Raw genomic sequence first — 15,412 nt, 5'->3', positions numbered from 1 at the left:
ACAACATAACAACAGGCGGGAAGACCATGAACATCAAGAAGGCAATAGAACGCGTACCCGGCGGCATGATGGTTGTGCCGTTGGTTATCGGTGCCATTATCAACACTTTTGCCCCGCAGGCGTTGCAGATCGGTGGATTCACCACTGCTTTATTTAAAAATGGCGCGGCTCCCTTGATTGGCGCGTTCCTGCTCTGTATGGGCGCGGGAATTAGCGTAAAGGCGGCGCCGCAAGCTTTGCTACAAGGCGGCACGATTACGCTGACCAAGTTATTGGTCGCGATTGCAATTGGTCTCGGGGTTGAACACCTGTTTGGCGCGGAAGGCATCTTTGGCTTAAGCGGTGTTGCCATTATTGCGGCAATGAGTAACTCCAATGGCGGGCTTTACGCGGCGCTGGTTGGCGAGTTTGGCAATGAACGCGATGTTGGCGCGATCTCCATTTTGTCTCTGAATGACGGACCTTTCTTTACCATGATCGCGCTGGGCGCGGCGGGTATGGCAAATATTCCTATCATGGCGCTGGTGGCGGTTCTTGTTCCGCTGGTGGTTGGCATGATCCTCGGTAACCTCGACGCTAATATGCGTGACTTCCTGACGAAAGGCGGTCCACTGCTCATTCCTTTCTTTGCGTTTGCACTTGGAGCCGGTATTAACCTGGAAATGCTGCTGCAAGGTGGTCTGGCGGGCATTCTGCTGGGTGTGCTGACCACCTTTGTGGGCGGCTTCTTTAACATTCGTGCCGATCGTCTGGTAGGCGGGAGTGGTATTGCTGGTGCTGCGGCATCCAGTACGGCGGGGAACGCCGTCGCGACGCCACTGGCCATAGCACAGGCCGATCCCTCGCTGGCAGAGGTTGCCGCTGCGGCAGCGCCGCTGATTGCTGCGTCGGTCATTACAACCGCCATTCTGACGCCAATTCTTACGTCGTGGGTCGCGAAAAGGCAGTCTCGTCAGACCGTGCAGGAGAAGAAAGCATGAAAATGATCGTTATCGCCGATGACTTTACGGGCTCTAACGATACCGGCGTACAGTTGGCGAAAAAAGGGGCGCGTACCGAAGTAATGCTGACCCCAGCGCAGAAACCGTCGCGCCGCGCCGATGTTCTGGTCATCAATACGGAAAGCCGGGCGATGCCGGCAACGCAGGCCGCCGCGGCTGTACAACAAGCGTTAGCGCCATGGTGTGAGGGCGAAGCAACACCGCTGGTATACAAAAAAATAGACTCAACATTTCGTGGCAATGTGGGGGCTGAAGTCACTGCCGCCATGCGTACAGCCGGTCGGACGCTGGCCGTGATTGCGGCGGCAATTCCTGCTGCCGGGCGCACTACGCAGGATGGTTTGTGCCTGGTCCATGGTGTGCCGCTGCTGGAAACGGAATTCGCCAGCGATCCAAAAACGCCTATTCACTCTTCGCGTATTGCTGAACTGGTCGCACTGCAAAGCGATGTCCCTGTACATGAGGTGTCGCTGGTGGATGTGCGTCGGGGAAGTTTGAGTGCGCTGCTGGGTGCTTTTGCAAAAGCCGGCGAATGTATGGTGGTGGTGGATGCCATGGAAGAGCGAGATCTCGCGCTCATTGCACAGGCGGTTTGTGAGCAAAAACAGATGCCGCTGCTCGTAGGGGCGGCAGGGCTGGCCAATGCGCTACCGGCCGCAACGTTTATGCAAGAAAAGCAGGAATTACCGGTGTTGGTTGTGGCTGGCTCAATGAGTGAGGCAACGCGACGTCAGGTGGAAAAAGCAGTATGTCAGGGCCGGGCAAAAGTCGTTGATATCGATGCCGCGCGGTTGGTTGCACCGTCATTTGCACAGGAAATGGACTCAGTTATTGAACAGGCTTGCGCTCAACTGAGCCAGCAGCAGCACACGATCTTACGCACCAGTCGATGTGCAGAAGACCGGGACATGATCGACACGCTGTGTTTCAACGTGGGGATGAGCCGCCAGCAGTTGGGAGAACTGCTGAGCCAGCGTCTAGGGGAGATAACGCTGCGCATTATTGAACAAGCACGTATCGGCGGTTTGTTCCTGACCGGAGGCGATATTGCCACGGCGGTCGCCAGTGCGTTGGGTGCTGAAGGGTATCGCATCCACAGTGAGGTCGCCCCCTGTATTCCGTGCGGAACGTTTGTGAATAGCGAGATTGACGACTTGCCGGTTATTACCAAAGCGGGTGGATTCGGTTCTGATACGACCCTTTGCGATGCGCTGTATTTTATTGAGGAGATGTACCGTGGTAACTAAAACAATTGCGATTACGATGGGAGATCCGGCGGGGATTGGTCCGGAAATTATTGTTAAAGCGCTACGCGAAGATGAACTTAATGGTGCACCGCTGGTGGTGGTCGGGTGCCTAAAAACGCTGCAGCGGTTACAGGCTCAGGGGCTGGCTGACGGAGTAACATTTCGCGCTATTGAACAGGTCGCCGATGCCAGATTCACGCCAGATACGATTCATGTGATTGATGAACCGCTGGCGCAGCCTGACGAACTGGTCCCTGGTACAGTGCAGGCACAGGCGGGAGATCTGGCCTATCGCTGTGTGAAGCGGGCGACTGAACTGGCGATGAAGGGGGATGTACATGCCATCGCGACCGCGCCGTTGAACAAAGAAGCGCTGCATCTCGGCGGACACAATTATCCTGGACATACCGAACTGCTGGCAACGCTAACCGAAAGCCGTGACTATGCGATGGTGCTGTACACCGATAAGCTGAAAGTTATCCATGTTTCGACGCATATCGCACTGCGCAAATTCCTTGATACGCTCAATGGGCAACGTGTCGAAACGGTGATTAGTATCGCGGATACCTTCCTGAAGCGCGTAGGCTTTGCACACCCGCGTATTGCCGTTGCGGGGGTGAATCCACATGCCGGAGAGAATGGCCTGTTTGGCGATGAGGAAATTCGTATTGTCGGACCCGCGATTGAGAATATGAAAGCGAAGGGGATGGATGTTTACGGTCCGTGCCCGCCGGATACCGTGTTTTTACAGGCTTATGAAGGTCAGTATGACATGGTGGTGGCGATGTACCACGATCAGGGGCATATCCCGCTGAAATTGCTGGGTTTCTATGATGGTGTAAATATCACAGCAGGTTTACCGTTTATTCGTACCTCTGCCGATCACGGTACGGCATTTGATATCGCCTGGACGGGAAAAGCAAAATCTGAGAGCATGGCCGTATCGATCAAACTGGCAATGCAACTGGCGTAATTTACTGTTATGAAAGGGCAACACCGTCTGGATAAGATTGTGGCGTATTTGAAAAATCATACGCTGGTTACCGTGGAACAGTTGGTTGACGCGGTTGACGCCTCTCCAGCAACGATCAGGCGCGATCTCATCAAGCTGGATGAACAGGGTGTGATCAGCCGCAGCCACGGCGGTGTTGCGTTACGACGCTTTGAAGCGGCGCAGCCAACCACAAACGAAAAGCAACTGCGATCGCCTGCTGAGAAACGGGCGATTGCGCGTTTTGCCGCCTCAATGGTGCGTGCGGGCGATGCCGTGGTGCTTGATGCCGGTACCACAATGCTGGAGCTGGCAAAATGTCTGACGCATTTGCCGCTGCGAGTGATTACCGTTGATCTGCACATTGCCCTGTTTTTGTCAGAATTCCGTCAGATAGAGGTGACGATCGTCGGTGGACGCATCGATGACAGCAGCCAGTCCTGTATTGGTGAGTTTGGCCGGAAAATGTTGCGCAGCGTCTATCCTGATATTGCTTTTATGAGCTGTAACACCTGGAGTATGGAAAAGGGTGTAACCACGCCAACGGAAGACAAAGCGGGATTAAAGCAGGAAATTATTGCGAATGCCCAACGTAAGGTATTGCTGGCGGATAGCAGTAAGTACGGCGCACATTCATTATTTAACGTCGCGCCGCTTAGTTGCTTTACCGATGTTGTTACCGATGTGAATCTACCGCCAAACGCGCAGACTGAATTAAAAGCGCAATCCGTTGCCCTGACGCTGGTACAGCCAGAGTAACGGCACTCTCAACACTTATTGCGCCGGAGGTTATTTAACGTAGGCCAACAGGCTCAGGGAGTCACGCGCCAGCGCTTTGCATTTCTTTGCTGTAGGGATGCCGATACCGCTGAGATCGCGGTAGCTGTCTTCACCCAGCGCTTTCATATTGAAGGTGTCGTAATTACTCAGGTCCCACTGGTTTTGCTGGGCAAAAAAGACCAGTGCGCGACGAATCTGCCCATTAGGCAAATTCTGGTATCCACAGTCATTTTTCAGAAAAACAAAAACTGCCGTTAAATCGGCCATATCTTCGGCTTCGGACTCGCTGAGCGCGTAGCTATTTGCGCATACGGCCATCAGGGTGCCGAACAAAACTGTTCTGAAAAACGTCTTCATTGCTTCTACCACTGCATCACGGAATTTAAACGTTAGCATACTGCGAGCGAAGCGACGACCTTTATTATTAGCCGTTCACTTGACCTTCCCGTAAGGGGAAGGCTTATGCTTAAAAGATAGCCTGCTTAAGCTGCTGAATATAAGGAAGTGATTATGCAACGTCGTGACTTTTTAAAGTACTCCGTGGCGCTGGGCGTCGCGTCAGCGTTACCTCTGTGGAGCCGGAGCGTATTTGCCGCAGACCGCCCTGCATTGCCCATTCCTGACCTGCTAACCGCGGATGCCTCAAACCGTATGCAATTGGTGGTGCAAGCCGGAAAATCGAGCTTTGCTGGTAAAACAGCGACGACCTGGGGATATAACGGCAATTTACTCGGACCTGCGGTCAAGCTGAACAAAGGGCAGTCGGTGACTGTGGATATCCATAACCAGCTTGCCGAAGAGACGACGTTGCACTGGCACGGTCTGGAAATCCCCGGTGAAGTCGACGGTGGGCCGCAAGGCATTATCCCGGCGGGCGGGAAACGTTCAGTGACCTTCACGCCGGATCAGCGCGCGGCAACCTGCTGGTTCCACCCGCATCAGCATGGAAAGACCGGCCGTCAGGTAGCGATGGGACTGGCCGGACTGGTGCTGATTGAAGATGAAGAGATTCGCAAGCTGATGCTGCCTAAGCAGTGGGGCATTGATGATGTGCCGGTGATTATTCAGGACAAACAGTTCTCTGCTGATGGGCAGGTTGATTATCAACTGGACATCATGACCGCCGCAGTCGGCTGGTTTGGCGATACGCTGCTGACCAACGGGGCGATTTATCCTCAGCATGCCGCACCGCGTGGCTGGTTGCGTCTACGCCTGTTGAATGGTTGTAACGCACGCTCATTGAACATTGCGGCCAGCGACAATCGTCCTTTGTACGTCATTGCCAGCGACGGCGGACTGTTGGCGGAGCCGGTAAAAGTGACCGAGCTTCCTATGCTGATGGGCGAGCGCTTTGAAGTGCTGGTGGATGTCAGTGACGGCAAAGCTTTTGATCTGGTCACTCTACCAGTCAGCCAGATGGGGATGGCGATTGCGCCATTCGATAAGCCGCACCCGGTGATGCGCGTTCAACCGTTGCTGATTACCGCTTCCGGCACGCTGCCAGATTCGCTGACATCCATGCCATCGCTGCCATCACTGGAAGGTCTGACGGTGCGCAAGCTGCAGCTGTCGATGGATCCGATGCTCGATATGATGGGCATGCAAATGCTGATGAAGAAATACGGCGGTCAGGCCATGGCGGGTATGGATCATGGGAAGATGATGGGCCATATGAATAATGACAATATGGGCCACGGCAATATGAATCATGGCAATATGAACCACGGTGAGATGGGGAATATGCAGCATGGCGACATGGGCAACATGAAGCATGGATCATTCGACTTCCATAATGCCAACCGGATTAATGGTCAGGCATTTGATATGAATAAACCGATGTTTGCCGCGGCGAAAGGTCAGCACGAACGCTGGGTGATTTCCGGGCAGGGCGACATGATGCTGCACCCGTTCCACATTCACGGCACGCAGTTCCGCATTCTGTCTGAGAATGGCAAAGCGCCTGCCGCACACCGCGCGGGATGGAAGGACACTGTGCGGGTAGAAGGCGGCGTGAGCGAGGTTTTGGTGAAGTTTGACCACGACGCGCCAAAAGAGCATGCCTATATGGCGCACTGCCATCTGTTAGAGCATGAAGATACCGGGATGATGCTCGGCTTCACCGTCTAAAATATTACGCTGAGCTTATCCGGCCTGCAGAAATCTCTCGTAGGCCGGATAAGACACAGTCTCTTTACAGCGTTTCACCGCACGACTCCCTCCTCCTGCAAATTCTTCTATTGCACATAAAGTAATCGCCTTTGAAGCCGATAATCATTGGGTACCCAATGTGAGTTCAATGGATGAAATACTATGATTAAAAATGTGCGTGTTATTACCGGCATTCTTCTGGTTCTCGCCATTTTCTGTTTGCTACAGGTCGTGACAGGAAGCTTTTTTTATTCTGCGGTAAACAATGATCGCCATAATTTCCAGAACTCAGGCACCCTGAATGCCCAACAGGAAAATCTGAGTGATAGCGTCAATACGCTGATTAAAACCCGAGTAACGGTAACCCGCGTAGCAATTCGTTTCTTAAAGAATCAACGCGATCCGGCCTCACTGGCGGCCATTGATACTTTGCTAAAAACGGCGAGTGAGTCGATGAAGAAGGCTGAGGGATACTTCGCGCATTATCAGTCATTGCCGCAGGTGTCGGGGCAGAATCCGCAAATTGCATCTGAAATGGAAAAACAGTATCGGCAGATGCACGACGTGATGGCGTTATCGATAGAGTATCTGCGCGCGAATAACTATCAGGCCTATGGCGATCTTGATGCTCAGAAGGTGCAGGATGAAATGGAAGCCAGCTATGACCAGTGGCGTAACGAAAACAACGCGTTGCTCCAGCACGCGGCGGCGGAAAATCAGCACAGCTTTACCCGCATGCAATGGACGTTAGGGGCAATTGTCATCGCTGTGCTCATCGTTCTGGGCATGATCTGGAGTGGGTTGCAGCATATGCTGCTAAAACCCCTGGCGCAGATCATGGAGCATATCCGTATTATTACCCGTGGTGATCTGACCCATCAACTCGACGTCCAGGGACGTAATGAAATGGGACGTTTGGCGACGGGCTTAGATGAAATGCGACAGTCGCTGATTTCGACAGTCACGTCGGTGCGTAACAGCTCAGAAACGATTCATAGCGGCGCAACGGAAATCTCATCAGGTAACAACGATCTGTCTTCGCGTACTGAGCAGCAGGCTGCTTCACTTGAAGAGACTGCCGCCAGCATGGAACAGCTTACCGCGACCGTGAAGCAAAATACGGACAATGCGAAACAGGCGACTCAACTGGCTAAGAATGCGTCTGATACTGCCGCACGTGGTGGGCGGGTTGTTGATACTGTCGTGCACACGATGAGTGAAATTGCCGGTAGTTCACAGCAAATTGCGCAGATCACCAGCGTCATCGACAGTATTGCTTTCCAGACCAATATCCTGGCGCTCAACGCGGCAGTTGAGGCTGCCAGGGCAGGAGAGCAGGGACGCGGATTTGCTGTTGTGGCGGGGGAGGTCCGTACCCTGGCAAGCCGTAGCGCTCAGGCAGCCAAAGAGATCAAAGCGTTGATTGATAACTCAACCCACAGCGTGGGGATGGGATCTCAGCAGGTGTCGGACGCGGGTAAAACGATGAAAGAGATTGTCGCAGCGGTCACCCGCGTGACGGACATCATGGGGGAAATCGCCTCAGCCTCGGAGGAACAGAGTCGGGGGATTGAGCAGGTGAGCCTCGCGGTCTCGCAGATGGACAGTGTCACACAACAAAACGCCGCGCTGGTAGAAGAGTCTGCTGCCGCCGCCGCTTCGTTGGAACAACAAGCTGAACAGTTACGCCTGGCCGTGGCGGCATTTCGCATCACTCGCGATGCCTCCAACAGTGAGCATCGAAAACCACCTAAGGATACTCCACGATCGACCTCCGCGGGGAGTTCGCCACAAGACCCGCACTGGGAAACGTTTTAGCCACAGGCTGCCGTGCGCTCCTGGTTTTGATTAATAAGCGTACAAAAAACGACGCAAACGGGTTCTCCTGTGAACTATCAGAGGAACCCGCTCTCTTTACTGGTATACTTCATCAACTGAATTGTTTGTATGCTGTCGCAAGTTTTGTGGTTAGAGCGGGTCGCCGTCTGTCAGTCGGTGTATCAACGTAAGCGCTTTCTTTCGATCTGCATGATGTGTCAACTGATAAAAATCAGTGAGTTATAGGGTTTATGAAACATACTGTTGAAGTGATGATCCCGGAAGCGGAGATCAAAGCGCGTATTGCTGAACTGGGGCGCCAGATTAACGAACGTTACAAGGACAGCGGCAGCGATATGGTGCTGGTTGGTCTGTTACGTGGCTCATTTATGTTTATGGCGGATCTGTGCCGTGAAGTGCATGTCTCTCACGAAGTCGATTTCATGACGGCATCCAGCTACGGTAGCGGAATGTCTACCACGCGTGATGTTAAAATCTTGAAAGACCTGGATGAAGACATTCGTGGCAAGGACGTGCTGATTGTCGAAGACATCATCGACTCCGGCAATACGCTGTCCAAAGTGCGTGAAATTCTGAGCCTGCGTGAGCCGAAATCCCTGGCTATTTGTACGCTGCTGGACAAACCTTCTCGTCGTGAAGTGAATGTTCCGGTCGAGTTTATCGGCTTCTCAATTCCTGATGAGTTTGTGGTCGGTTACGGCATTGACTATGCCCAGCGTTATCGCCATCTGCCGTATGTTGGCAAAGTAGTGCTGCTGGACGAGTAATTGGCTGGAGCGCCTGATGGCGCGGGTTTGTAGGCCGGGTAAGGCGTCGCCGCCTCCCGGCAATGTCACATTATTTATGGTTGCTGTGTTTCTGACTCAGGTTAGACAACCCCTGGCGATAGCGCTGTTCCAGCGTTTCGCGGCTGGTGGCGGTGACGTCGAGATCGCGCAGCAGGCCATCATGAATACCGTAAGCCCAGCCGTGAATGGTAACTTTCTGACCGCGCTTCCAGGCTGAACGCATAATGGTTGAGTGGCCCAGGTTATAGACCTGTTCCATGACATTCAGTTCGCACAGGGTGTCCATACGACGTTCCTGCGGCATTTCGCCCAACAGTGAGCTGTGTTTGAACCAGATATCGCGGATGTGCAGTAACCAGTTATCAATCAGCCCCTGTTCTTTATTTTCAATCGCCGCCTGGACGCCGCCGCATCCATAGTGGCCGCATATAATAATATGTTCCACTTCCAGCACATCCACCGCATACTGAACCACTGAGAGACAGTTCAGGTCGGTGTGAATAACCAGATTGGCAACATTGCGGTGAACAAATAATTCGCCCGGTTCAAGACCGGTTAATCGTTCAGCGGGAACGCGGCTATCGGAACATCCAATCCATAGAAAACGCGGATTCTGGGCATGCGTCAGCGTTTCAAAAAATCCGGGATCTTCTTCTACCAGCATCTTTGACCATAGTGCATTGTTGCTGATGAGTGTATCTATGTCTTTCATGGAGTAGCACGACCCGAAGCCAGATAAATTCGATGGGCTAATATAGGGTAACTCCATCATTATTTAAACTATATATAAAATGTCAGAACGTAAGGTAAGTATAAAAACATGACCATTGCTCTGGAACTTCAACAACTTAAAAAAACTTACCCCGGTGGCGTTCAGGCGTTACGCGGGATAGATTTGCAAGTCGAAGCGGGTGATTTTTATGCGCTTTTGGGACCGAATGGCGCAGGAAAATCCACCACCATTGGAATAATCAGCTCGCTGGTGAATAAAACCTCCGGGCGGGTGAGTGTCTTCGGATACGATCTTGAAAAAGATACGGTTAACGCGAAACGCCAGCTTGGACTGGTACCGCAGGAGTTTAACTTTAACCCGTTTGAAACCGTGCAGCAGATCGTGGTCAACCAGGCGGGTTACTACGGTGTTGAGCATAAAGAAGCGGTCAAACGCAGCGAACTATATTTAAAGCAGCTCGATTTATGGGAAAAACGTAACGAGCGCGCGCGCATGCTGTCTGGTGGGATGAAACGTCGTCTGATGATTGCCCGTGCGCTGATGCACGAGCCGAAATTACTCATTCTGGATGAACCAACGGCGGGCGTCGACATTGAGCTGCGTCGTTCAATGTGGGGCTTTTTAAAGGATTTAAACGACAAAGGCACCACCATTATTCTGACCACTCACTATCTCGAAGAAGCGGAAATGCTGTGTCGTAATATCGGCATTATTCAGCACGGCGAGCTGGTGGAAAACACCTCGATGAAGAGTCTGCTCTCCAAGCTGAAATCTGAGACCTTTATCCTCGATCTGGCACCAAAAAGTCCGCTGCCGAAACTGGAAGGTTATCAGTACCGACTGGTCGACACTTCCACGCTGGAAGTGGAGGTTCTGCGTGAACAAGGGGTCAACAGCGTCTTCTCTCAGCTGAGCGCGCAGGGCATTCAGGTATTGAGTATGCGTAACAAAGCCAACCGACTGGAAGAACTGTTTGTTTCTCTGGTGCATGAAAAACAAGGAGATCGCGCATGATGCAGCTTTACTGGGTTGCGCTGAAAAGCATCTGGGCGAAAGAGATCCACCGCTTTATGCGTATCTGGGTCCAGACTTTGGTGCCTCCCGTCATCACCATGACGCTCTATTTTATTATCTTTGGTAACCTGATCGGCTCGCGTATCGGCGAAATGCATGGCTTTAGCTACATGCAGTTTATTGTGCCGGGGCTGATTATGATGGCAGTGATCACCAACTCGTATGCCAACGTGGCCTCGTCGTTCTTTAGCGCCAAGTTTCAACGCAATATTGAAGAGCTGCTGGTCGCCCCGGTGCCGACGCACGTGATTATCGCCGGTTTCGTCGGCGGCGGCGTGGCGCGTGGCCTGTGCGTAGGCATTCTGGTCACGGCTATTTCACTGTTCTTCGTACCGTTCCAGGTGCATTCCTGGGTCTTTGTGGCGCTCACGCTGGTGTTAACGGCGGTACTGTTCTCGCTGGCAGGTTTGCTGAACGCAGTCTTTGCTAAAACCTTTGACGATATCAGCCTGATCCCAACTTTCGTGCTGACGCCGCTGACCTATCTGGGTGGCGTATTTTATTCGTTAACGCTGCTGCCGCCGTTCTGGCAGGGACTTTCGCATCTGAACCCAATTGTCTACATGATTAGCGGCTTCCGCTACGGCTTCCTGGGTATTCATGATGTTCCGCTGGTCACCACGTTTGGCGTGCTGGTGGTGTTCATTGCGGCATTTTACTTGCTGTGCTGGTACCTGATTCAGCGCGGACGCGGCCTACGTAGCTAATTCTTTCTTCCTCTCCTGACTCGGGAGAGGAAGACTTTTGATGCTTATCACCATTACCGATTTATCACCCTGATAAACTACTTGCCTGCTAAGGAGGTAGGCAATGTTAGGTTGGGTAATTACCTGTCATGACGATAAGGCACAGGATATGCTGCATCGTCTGGAGAAAAAGTACGGTCCGTTGGAGCAATGTCAGGCGGTAAGTTTCTGGCGTGGGCTCAGCTCGAATATGTTAAGCCGCATGATGTGCCATGCCCTGCATGCCACAGACTCTGGTGAAGGGGTAGTATTCCTGACGGATATGGCCGGGGCTGCGCCATACCGTGTAGCCTCGTTAATGAGTCATAAACATCCCCAGTGTGAAGTGATTTCAGGTATCAGCTATCCATTGCTTGAACGAATGCTTTCGTCGCGGGAATTACTGAGCAGTTCTGCGTTTCGCGATTGCATCGTCGCGCTTGGCGGCCCCGAAGTCTCCAGCCTCTGGCATCAACAACAAAAAAATCCCCCCTTCGTGTTGAAGCATGATTTGTATGAGTATTAATCATTGGTATTGATGATGCTTTTGCTACAATAGCCGAGGTTTCTCGCCTCGGTTATCTCATATGGTTATGCGCGTTCTGTTTGTTTTGTTGCTCCTGTTCTCTGGTGGCGTAGGTGCGGCCTTGCCCGCTCGCTATATGCAAACCACGGAGGATGCGGTGATCTGGGCGCATGTTGGCAATAAGACGGAGACTGTCGGTAATTTACGCGCCGGACAGATTATTGCCGTTGAACCGGATGCAAAGGATTACTACACCTTCAACTTCGGTTTTGGCAAAGGCTACATCGACAAAGGGCACCTGGAACCTGTGCAGGGGCGTCAGCGTGTGGAAGACGGCCTGGGTGACTTAAATAAACCGTTGAGTAACCAGAACCTGATCACGTGGAAAGATACTCCGGTCTATAACGCACCGGACGTTGGCAGCGCACCGTTTGGTACGCTGGCAGAGAATCTACGTTATCCGGTGCTCAGTCGGTTGAAAGACAGACTGAATCAGACCTGGTATCAGATTCGCATCGGCGAGCGGCTGGCCTATATCAGCGCGCTGGATGCCCAGCAGGATAACGGTATCCCGATTCTGACCTATCATCATATTCTGCGCGATGAAGAGAACACGCGTTTTCGTCATACCTCAACCACCACCTCAGTGCGCGCGTTCAGTAACCAGATGACCTGGCTGCGCGATATGGGCTATACCACGCTGACGATGTATCAGTTGGAAGACTACCTCAATAATCGCGCGAACCTTCCGGCGCGTTCGGTCGTTATTACGTTTGATGATGGTCTGAAGTCCGTTAGCCGCTATGCGCATCCCGTCCTCAAGCAATATGGCTTTAAGGCGACGGCGTTTATCATTAGCTCACGTATCAAGCGTCACCCGCAAAAGTGGGATCCGAAATCGCTGCAGTTTATGAGTATTTCCGAGATGGAAGGGATCAAAGACGTATTCGATTTCCAGTCGCACACCCATTTCCTGCATCGGGTGGATGGCCAAAGGCGGCCAATTTTACTCAGCCGTAACTATCACAATATTCTGTTTGATTTTGAACACTCTCGTCGGGCGCTCGGGCAGTTTAATCCGCATGTGCTCTATCTTTCCTATCCGTTTGGCGGTTATAACGCGACGGCGGTGAAAGCGGCGCATAATGCCGGTTTTCACTTGGCGGTGACGACGGTGAAAGGGAAGGTGAAGCCTGGCGATAACCCGATGTTGCTCAAAAGGCTGTATATTCTGCGCACGGATTCGTTGGAGACCATGTCGCGGCTGATCAGCAACCAGCCGCAGGGGTAATTTACTGGTAGGTCACCTGGAAGGTGATGGTCGTTCCGAAAACGCCAGGCGTTACGGCTTCGGTGTTGGTTTTCACCAGCTTTGCGTTATAAGTGGCGCTAACCTGATAAACAGGCGCACCTATCGGGTTGCCCGCAGCGATAGTCTCTGACTGGTTATTGTGGATCTGTGAATATGCGGGAGTGCGCAGTTTTACACCTACACCTTTTGCCGCGGTAACGCTGGAATTACTGGTAATGGAATTGGTAAATAATGCCCCATCTGACGTGGTGTGTTCCGATACCACTTTCGCATCGACCTCAATGACGTTTGCGCAGGAACCCTCAATTTTAAACGACACCTCTGTTGTGTTATCGTTTTCCAGATCGGAGCGATACCAGTCCCCAAGGTCTACGGTGGTCGGCGCACGAAGCACGCAGGAAGGTGCATGCAGCGGGAGCTGGAACGACATATCATTGATATTGATCGGCACGCGGGGGTGATCGCTCTCGGTTCCGGTATGAGGGTCGCCAATCACCGCATGCCCTAGCATGCCGCCTGCTGCCGTTAAAAACTCCACGTTTGTAGGAAGCCCTTTAAATGTGGGGTCCTGATAAATATCCATCCGGGCGTGCCAGTATCTGGCATTGACGACGCCCTCGTCGTTATTCGCATCGCCTGTTTCATAGTAACTGCCCGCTTGCGGGGGAAACCATGCAGTGACGGTATTGGCGTCCGGGTAAATCGCTAGGGTGTAGTAAATTCCCTCCACGTTGGTACGAAACGTTGCGTGACCGTTTACGTTTCCCCACAGCAATGCGTTATCGGTCATTTGCCAGACACTTTCACCGTCGTTACCAACGTTACAGGAGGACTGCAGAGGCGTGTCAAATTCAAGAAGGATCGTGGGGCTGATCTGTGTGGGGACCGAAATGGTTCCTGGCGGAAGCGGGACGATCATCGTTGACATGCCCGGCATAATTGTCCGGGTGTTGCCGTCATTAAATTTACACTCCATGGCGGCATGCGCTGCGCCCGATGCACCAATTGCGATAAGCGCGAGCCAAAAGTGTTTCAGTCTCATCAATAATTCCTTTTATTCGTAGTTCACATCCACCAGCACGTTACTGGTGACAACGCCGCTGACAACTGCGCCCGTATTCTGATAGCGCGCGTAAAACTGATAATCCGTTAAATACAGAGAACTACTTTTCCCGCTGACGTCGTAAATCACGTTAGAACTGCCATCGCTGTTTAAGACGTTAGTTTTATGGTCCGCAGAGAATATGACGATACCAACGTTTTGTGCAGCACCTGTCGTGGCATCATTTTTGAATACCTGGTTTTGATTGCTCCAAAAACCAGATTGCGGCGTAAAGCTGAATATCAATTGCTTGATGCTACCGTTATCTGCACAGTCTTCGAGACGCACGTTAAAAGGCGTGCCACCCGCCTCGTCGGTAGGCGCATATTTACTGCTGCCGTCGCTATTATAAAACCATGCCCGCGTGACGTTGGGGAGGTAGACTTCCCCCCCATTTTCCAGACTGAGTTTGCAAGTGCTGTTAACAATACTGGCGGTCAGATTGATATCTAAATTGGAACCCGCCTGGCTGATGCCAGACCAAAGCCAGCCCGTCAGACCCATAAGCAACACAAGACCGGGCTGGCGTAAAAGAAACGGTAATAGTTGCATGAGAAAAACACCTGAAAATTAAGGGTATGTCACAACAAAGGTGACCGGAGCCGTGACATTACCGGCGGTGACGTCGCTCAGGGTTTTACCGTTTGCCACGACAATACGTGACGTCATTGGGTAGGTACCGGCACCGTTGGTAATAGTCACCTCTTGTGCAGTTGGTGGCGTTTTACAAGACAGTTGCACACCCGTATCTGCATCACCGCCCCAAATTTCGAAAGCGGTATTAAAGCCAGCCGCATAAGAGTCTCCGTCTAAATTATCACCGGAGCAGGTACCACCTGTGCCCGCTTTAGCTTCTACTTCTGCGATTGTTACGCCGGAGCAGTTGCTGAAGGCAATGCTCAGCGGCATCGCTTTCTTGTTAAGATCCGATTTATATGTCTCACCATAGCCAATAGTGCTGACATTTTGGCCCTCACCATTAACGACGATAGCTTTACAGGTACCGGTTGTAATTGTGGTCCTAAAGGTCATTTGTACACTGTCGGTACCGGTAATAGCGGCTCTGACCATTCCTGAGAATAAGACGGCAGAAACGGATAATGCGATTAAAGCTGATTTAAATTTCATAGTGATGCTCCGTAGTTC

The 15,412-nt window shown here is 52.2% G+C and carries 16 protein-coding genes; 11 read left to right on the top strand and 5 right to left on the bottom strand.

The genetic code is table 11. The features are described 5' to 3' along the window. Positions 1-26 precede the first annotated feature (26 nt). From SK35_RS20190 to SK35_RS20175, 4 genes are read left to right on the top strand one after another with little or no spacing between them, the layout of a single operon-like run. Positions 27-980, top strand: a complete 954-nt coding sequence (locus SK35_RS20190; RefSeq protein WP_048214928.1) for a 2-keto-3-deoxygluconate permease 1 — start codon at positions 27-29, stop codon at positions 978-980. Then, on the top strand, positions 977-2,248 hold the full coding sequence (dtnK, locus tag SK35_RS20185; protein ID WP_048214927.1) for a D-threonate kinase: 1,272 nt from the start codon (positions 977-979) through the stop codon (positions 2,246-2,248). Before SK35_RS20190 ends, dtnK begins: the two co-directional genes overlap by 4 nt. Next, entirely contained in the window at positions 2,238-3,221 is a 984-nt protein-coding gene (locus SK35_RS20180) for a D-threonate 4-phosphate dehydrogenase (RefSeq protein ID WP_081365281.1), read from the top strand. The genes dtnK and SK35_RS20180 overlap by 11 nt, the downstream gene beginning before the upstream one ends. A gap of 9 nt (positions 3,222-3,230) precedes the next feature. After that, on the top strand, positions 3,231-3,998 hold the full coding sequence (locus SK35_RS20175) for a DeoR/GlpR family DNA-binding transcription regulator (protein WP_008786221.1): 768 nt from the start codon (positions 3,231-3,233) through the stop codon (positions 3,996-3,998). Between the two features lie 30 nt (positions 3,999-4,028). On the opposite strand, the gene SK35_RS20170 is transcribed toward SK35_RS20175, so the two are convergent. After that, positions 4,029-4,376 carry a YacC family pilotin-like protein gene (locus SK35_RS20170; protein ID WP_032941691.1) on the bottom strand — a complete coding sequence of 116 codons (348 nt, stop codon included), beginning with the start codon at positions 4,374-4,376 and terminating at the stop codon, positions 4,029-4,031. 153 nt (positions 4,377-4,529) lie between these two features. On the opposite strand from SK35_RS20170, the gene cueO reads away from it, so the two are divergent. From cueO to hpt, 3 genes are all read left to right on the top strand, one after another. Beyond that, on the top strand, positions 4,530-6,146 hold the full coding sequence (gene cueO / locus SK35_RS20165) for a multicopper oxidase CueO (RefSeq protein ID WP_048214925.1): 1,617 nt from the start codon (positions 4,530-4,532) through the stop codon (positions 6,144-6,146). Positions 6,147-6,329: 183 nt separating this feature from the next. Next, a complete protein-coding gene (tcp, locus tag SK35_RS20160; protein ID WP_048214924.1) occupies positions 6,330-7,985 on the top strand; it encodes a methyl-accepting chemotaxis citrate transducer in 1,656 nt (551 codons plus the stop codon). A gap of 251 nt (positions 7,986-8,236) precedes the next feature. After that, positions 8,237-8,773 carry a hypoxanthine phosphoribosyltransferase gene (hpt, locus tag SK35_RS20155; RefSeq protein ID WP_003018658.1) on the top strand — a complete coding sequence of 179 codons (537 nt, stop codon included), beginning with the start codon at positions 8,237-8,239 and terminating at the stop codon, positions 8,771-8,773. Positions 8,774-8,843: 70 nt separating this feature from the next. Here hpt and can read toward each other — a convergent pair whose 3' ends face one another. Continuing rightward, complete coding sequence (gene can / locus SK35_RS20150) at positions 8,844-9,506, bottom strand: carbonate dehydratase (protein WP_003018654.1); 663 nt, start codon at positions 9,504-9,506, stop codon at positions 8,844-8,846. A 108-nt stretch (positions 9,507-9,614) separates the two neighbouring features. On the opposite strand from can, the gene SK35_RS20145 reads away from it, so the two are divergent. The 4 genes from SK35_RS20145 (at position 9,615) to SK35_RS20130 (ending at position 13,143) form a co-directional block, all read left to right on the top strand. Continuing rightward, positions 9,615-10,541 carry an ABC transporter ATP-binding protein gene (locus SK35_RS20145; RefSeq protein ID WP_003829469.1) on the top strand — a complete coding sequence of 309 codons (927 nt, stop codon included), beginning with the start codon at positions 9,615-9,617 and terminating at the stop codon, positions 10,539-10,541. Then, a complete protein-coding gene (locus tag SK35_RS20140) occupies positions 10,538-11,308 on the top strand; it encodes an ABC transporter permease (protein ID WP_003829467.1) in 771 nt (256 codons plus the stop codon). The genes SK35_RS20145 and SK35_RS20140 overlap by 4 nt, the downstream gene beginning before the upstream one ends. 103 nt (positions 11,309-11,411) lie before the next feature. Continuing rightward, a complete protein-coding gene (locus SK35_RS20135; RefSeq protein ID WP_048214923.1) occupies positions 11,412-11,852 on the top strand; it encodes a PTS sugar transporter subunit IIA in 441 nt (146 codons plus the stop codon). A gap of 61 nt (positions 11,853-11,913) precedes the next feature. Then, positions 11,914-13,143 (top strand): polysaccharide deacetylase family protein, encoded by a 1,230-nt coding sequence (locus SK35_RS20130; RefSeq protein ID WP_048214922.1) that lies wholly within the window; start codon positions 11,914-11,916, stop codon positions 13,141-13,143. Position 13,144: 1 nt separating this feature from the next. Here the strand turns inward: SK35_RS20130 and SK35_RS20125 are convergent, their stop codons facing one another. The 3 genes from SK35_RS20125 to SK35_RS20115 are packed head-to-tail and all read right to left on the bottom strand — an operon-like array spanning position 13,145 to position 15,394. Then, positions 13,145-14,206 carry a fimbrial protein StkG gene (locus SK35_RS20125; protein WP_048214921.1) on the bottom strand — a complete coding sequence of 354 codons (1,062 nt, stop codon included), beginning with the start codon at positions 14,204-14,206 and terminating at the stop codon, positions 13,145-13,147. 12 nt (positions 14,207-14,218) lie between these two features. Continuing rightward, positions 14,219-14,818, bottom strand: a complete 600-nt coding sequence (locus tag SK35_RS20120; protein WP_048214920.1) for a fimbrial-like protein — start codon at positions 14,816-14,818, stop codon at positions 14,219-14,221. Between the two features lie 18 nt (positions 14,819-14,836). Further along, the gene (locus tag SK35_RS20115) at positions 14,837-15,394 is read right to left on the bottom strand and encodes a fimbrial protein (RefSeq protein ID WP_048214919.1); all 558 of its coding nucleotides are present in this window, start codon (positions 15,392-15,394) and stop codon (positions 14,837-14,839) included. Positions 15,395-15,412 lie beyond the last annotated feature (18 nt).

Origin of the sequence: Citrobacter sp. MGH105 (assembly GCF_001037485.2) — a bacterium.
GTDB classification, from domain to species: Bacteria; Pseudomonadota; Gammaproteobacteria; order Enterobacterales; family Enterobacteriaceae; genus Citrobacter; species Citrobacter portucalensis.
Note: the sequence above shows the minus strand (reverse complement) of the source record. Positions and strands in the feature narration are given on the sequence as shown.

Excerpts from the sequence above, each read along its gene's own strand:
- dtnK (WP_048214927.1), top strand. The coding sequence starts at position 977 with ATGAAAATGATCGTTATCGCCGATGACTTTACGGGCTCTAACGATACC.
- tcp (WP_048214924.1), top strand. The coding sequence starts at position 6,330 with ATGATTAAAAATGTGCGTGTTATTACCGGCATTCTTCTGGTTCTCGCC.
- SK35_RS20125 (WP_048214921.1), bottom strand. The coding sequence starts at position 14,206 with ATGAGACTGAAACACTTTTGGCTCGCGCTTATCGCAATTGGTGCATCG.
- SK35_RS20120 (WP_048214920.1), bottom strand. The coding sequence starts at position 14,818 with ATGCAACTATTACCGTTTCTTTTACGCCAGCCCGGTCTTGTGTTGCTT.
- SK35_RS20170 (WP_032941691.1), bottom strand. The coding sequence starts at position 4,376 with ATGAAGACGTTTTTCAGAACAGTTTTGTTCGGCACCCTGATGGCCGTA.
- SK35_RS20190 (WP_048214928.1), top strand. The coding sequence starts at position 27 with ATGAACATCAAGAAGGCAATAGAACGCGTACCCGGCGGCATGATGGTT.
- SK35_RS20140 (WP_003829467.1), top strand. The coding sequence starts at position 10,538 with ATGATGCAGCTTTACTGGGTTGCGCTGAAAAGCATCTGGGCGAAAGAG.
- SK35_RS20130 (WP_048214922.1), top strand. The coding sequence starts at position 11,914 with ATGGTTATGCGCGTTCTGTTTGTTTTGTTGCTCCTGTTCTCTGGTGGC.
- hpt (WP_003018658.1), top strand. The coding sequence starts at position 8,237 with ATGAAACATACTGTTGAAGTGATGATCCCGGAAGCGGAGATCAAAGCG.
- SK35_RS20115 (WP_048214919.1), bottom strand. The coding sequence starts at position 15,394 with ATGAAATTTAAATCAGCTTTAATCGCATTATCCGTTTCTGCCGTCTTA.
- SK35_RS20145 (WP_003829469.1), top strand. The coding sequence starts at position 9,615 with ATGACCATTGCTCTGGAACTTCAACAACTTAAAAAAACTTACCCCGGT.
- can (WP_003018654.1), bottom strand. The coding sequence starts at position 9,506 with ATGAAAGACATAGATACACTCATCAGCAACAATGCACTATGGTCAAAG.
- SK35_RS20135 (WP_048214923.1), top strand. The coding sequence starts at position 11,412 with ATGTTAGGTTGGGTAATTACCTGTCATGACGATAAGGCACAGGATATG.
- SK35_RS20175 (WP_008786221.1), top strand. The coding sequence starts at position 3,231 with ATGAAAGGGCAACACCGTCTGGATAAGATTGTGGCGTATTTGAAAAAT.
- cueO (WP_048214925.1), top strand. The coding sequence starts at position 4,530 with ATGCAACGTCGTGACTTTTTAAAGTACTCCGTGGCGCTGGGCGTCGCG.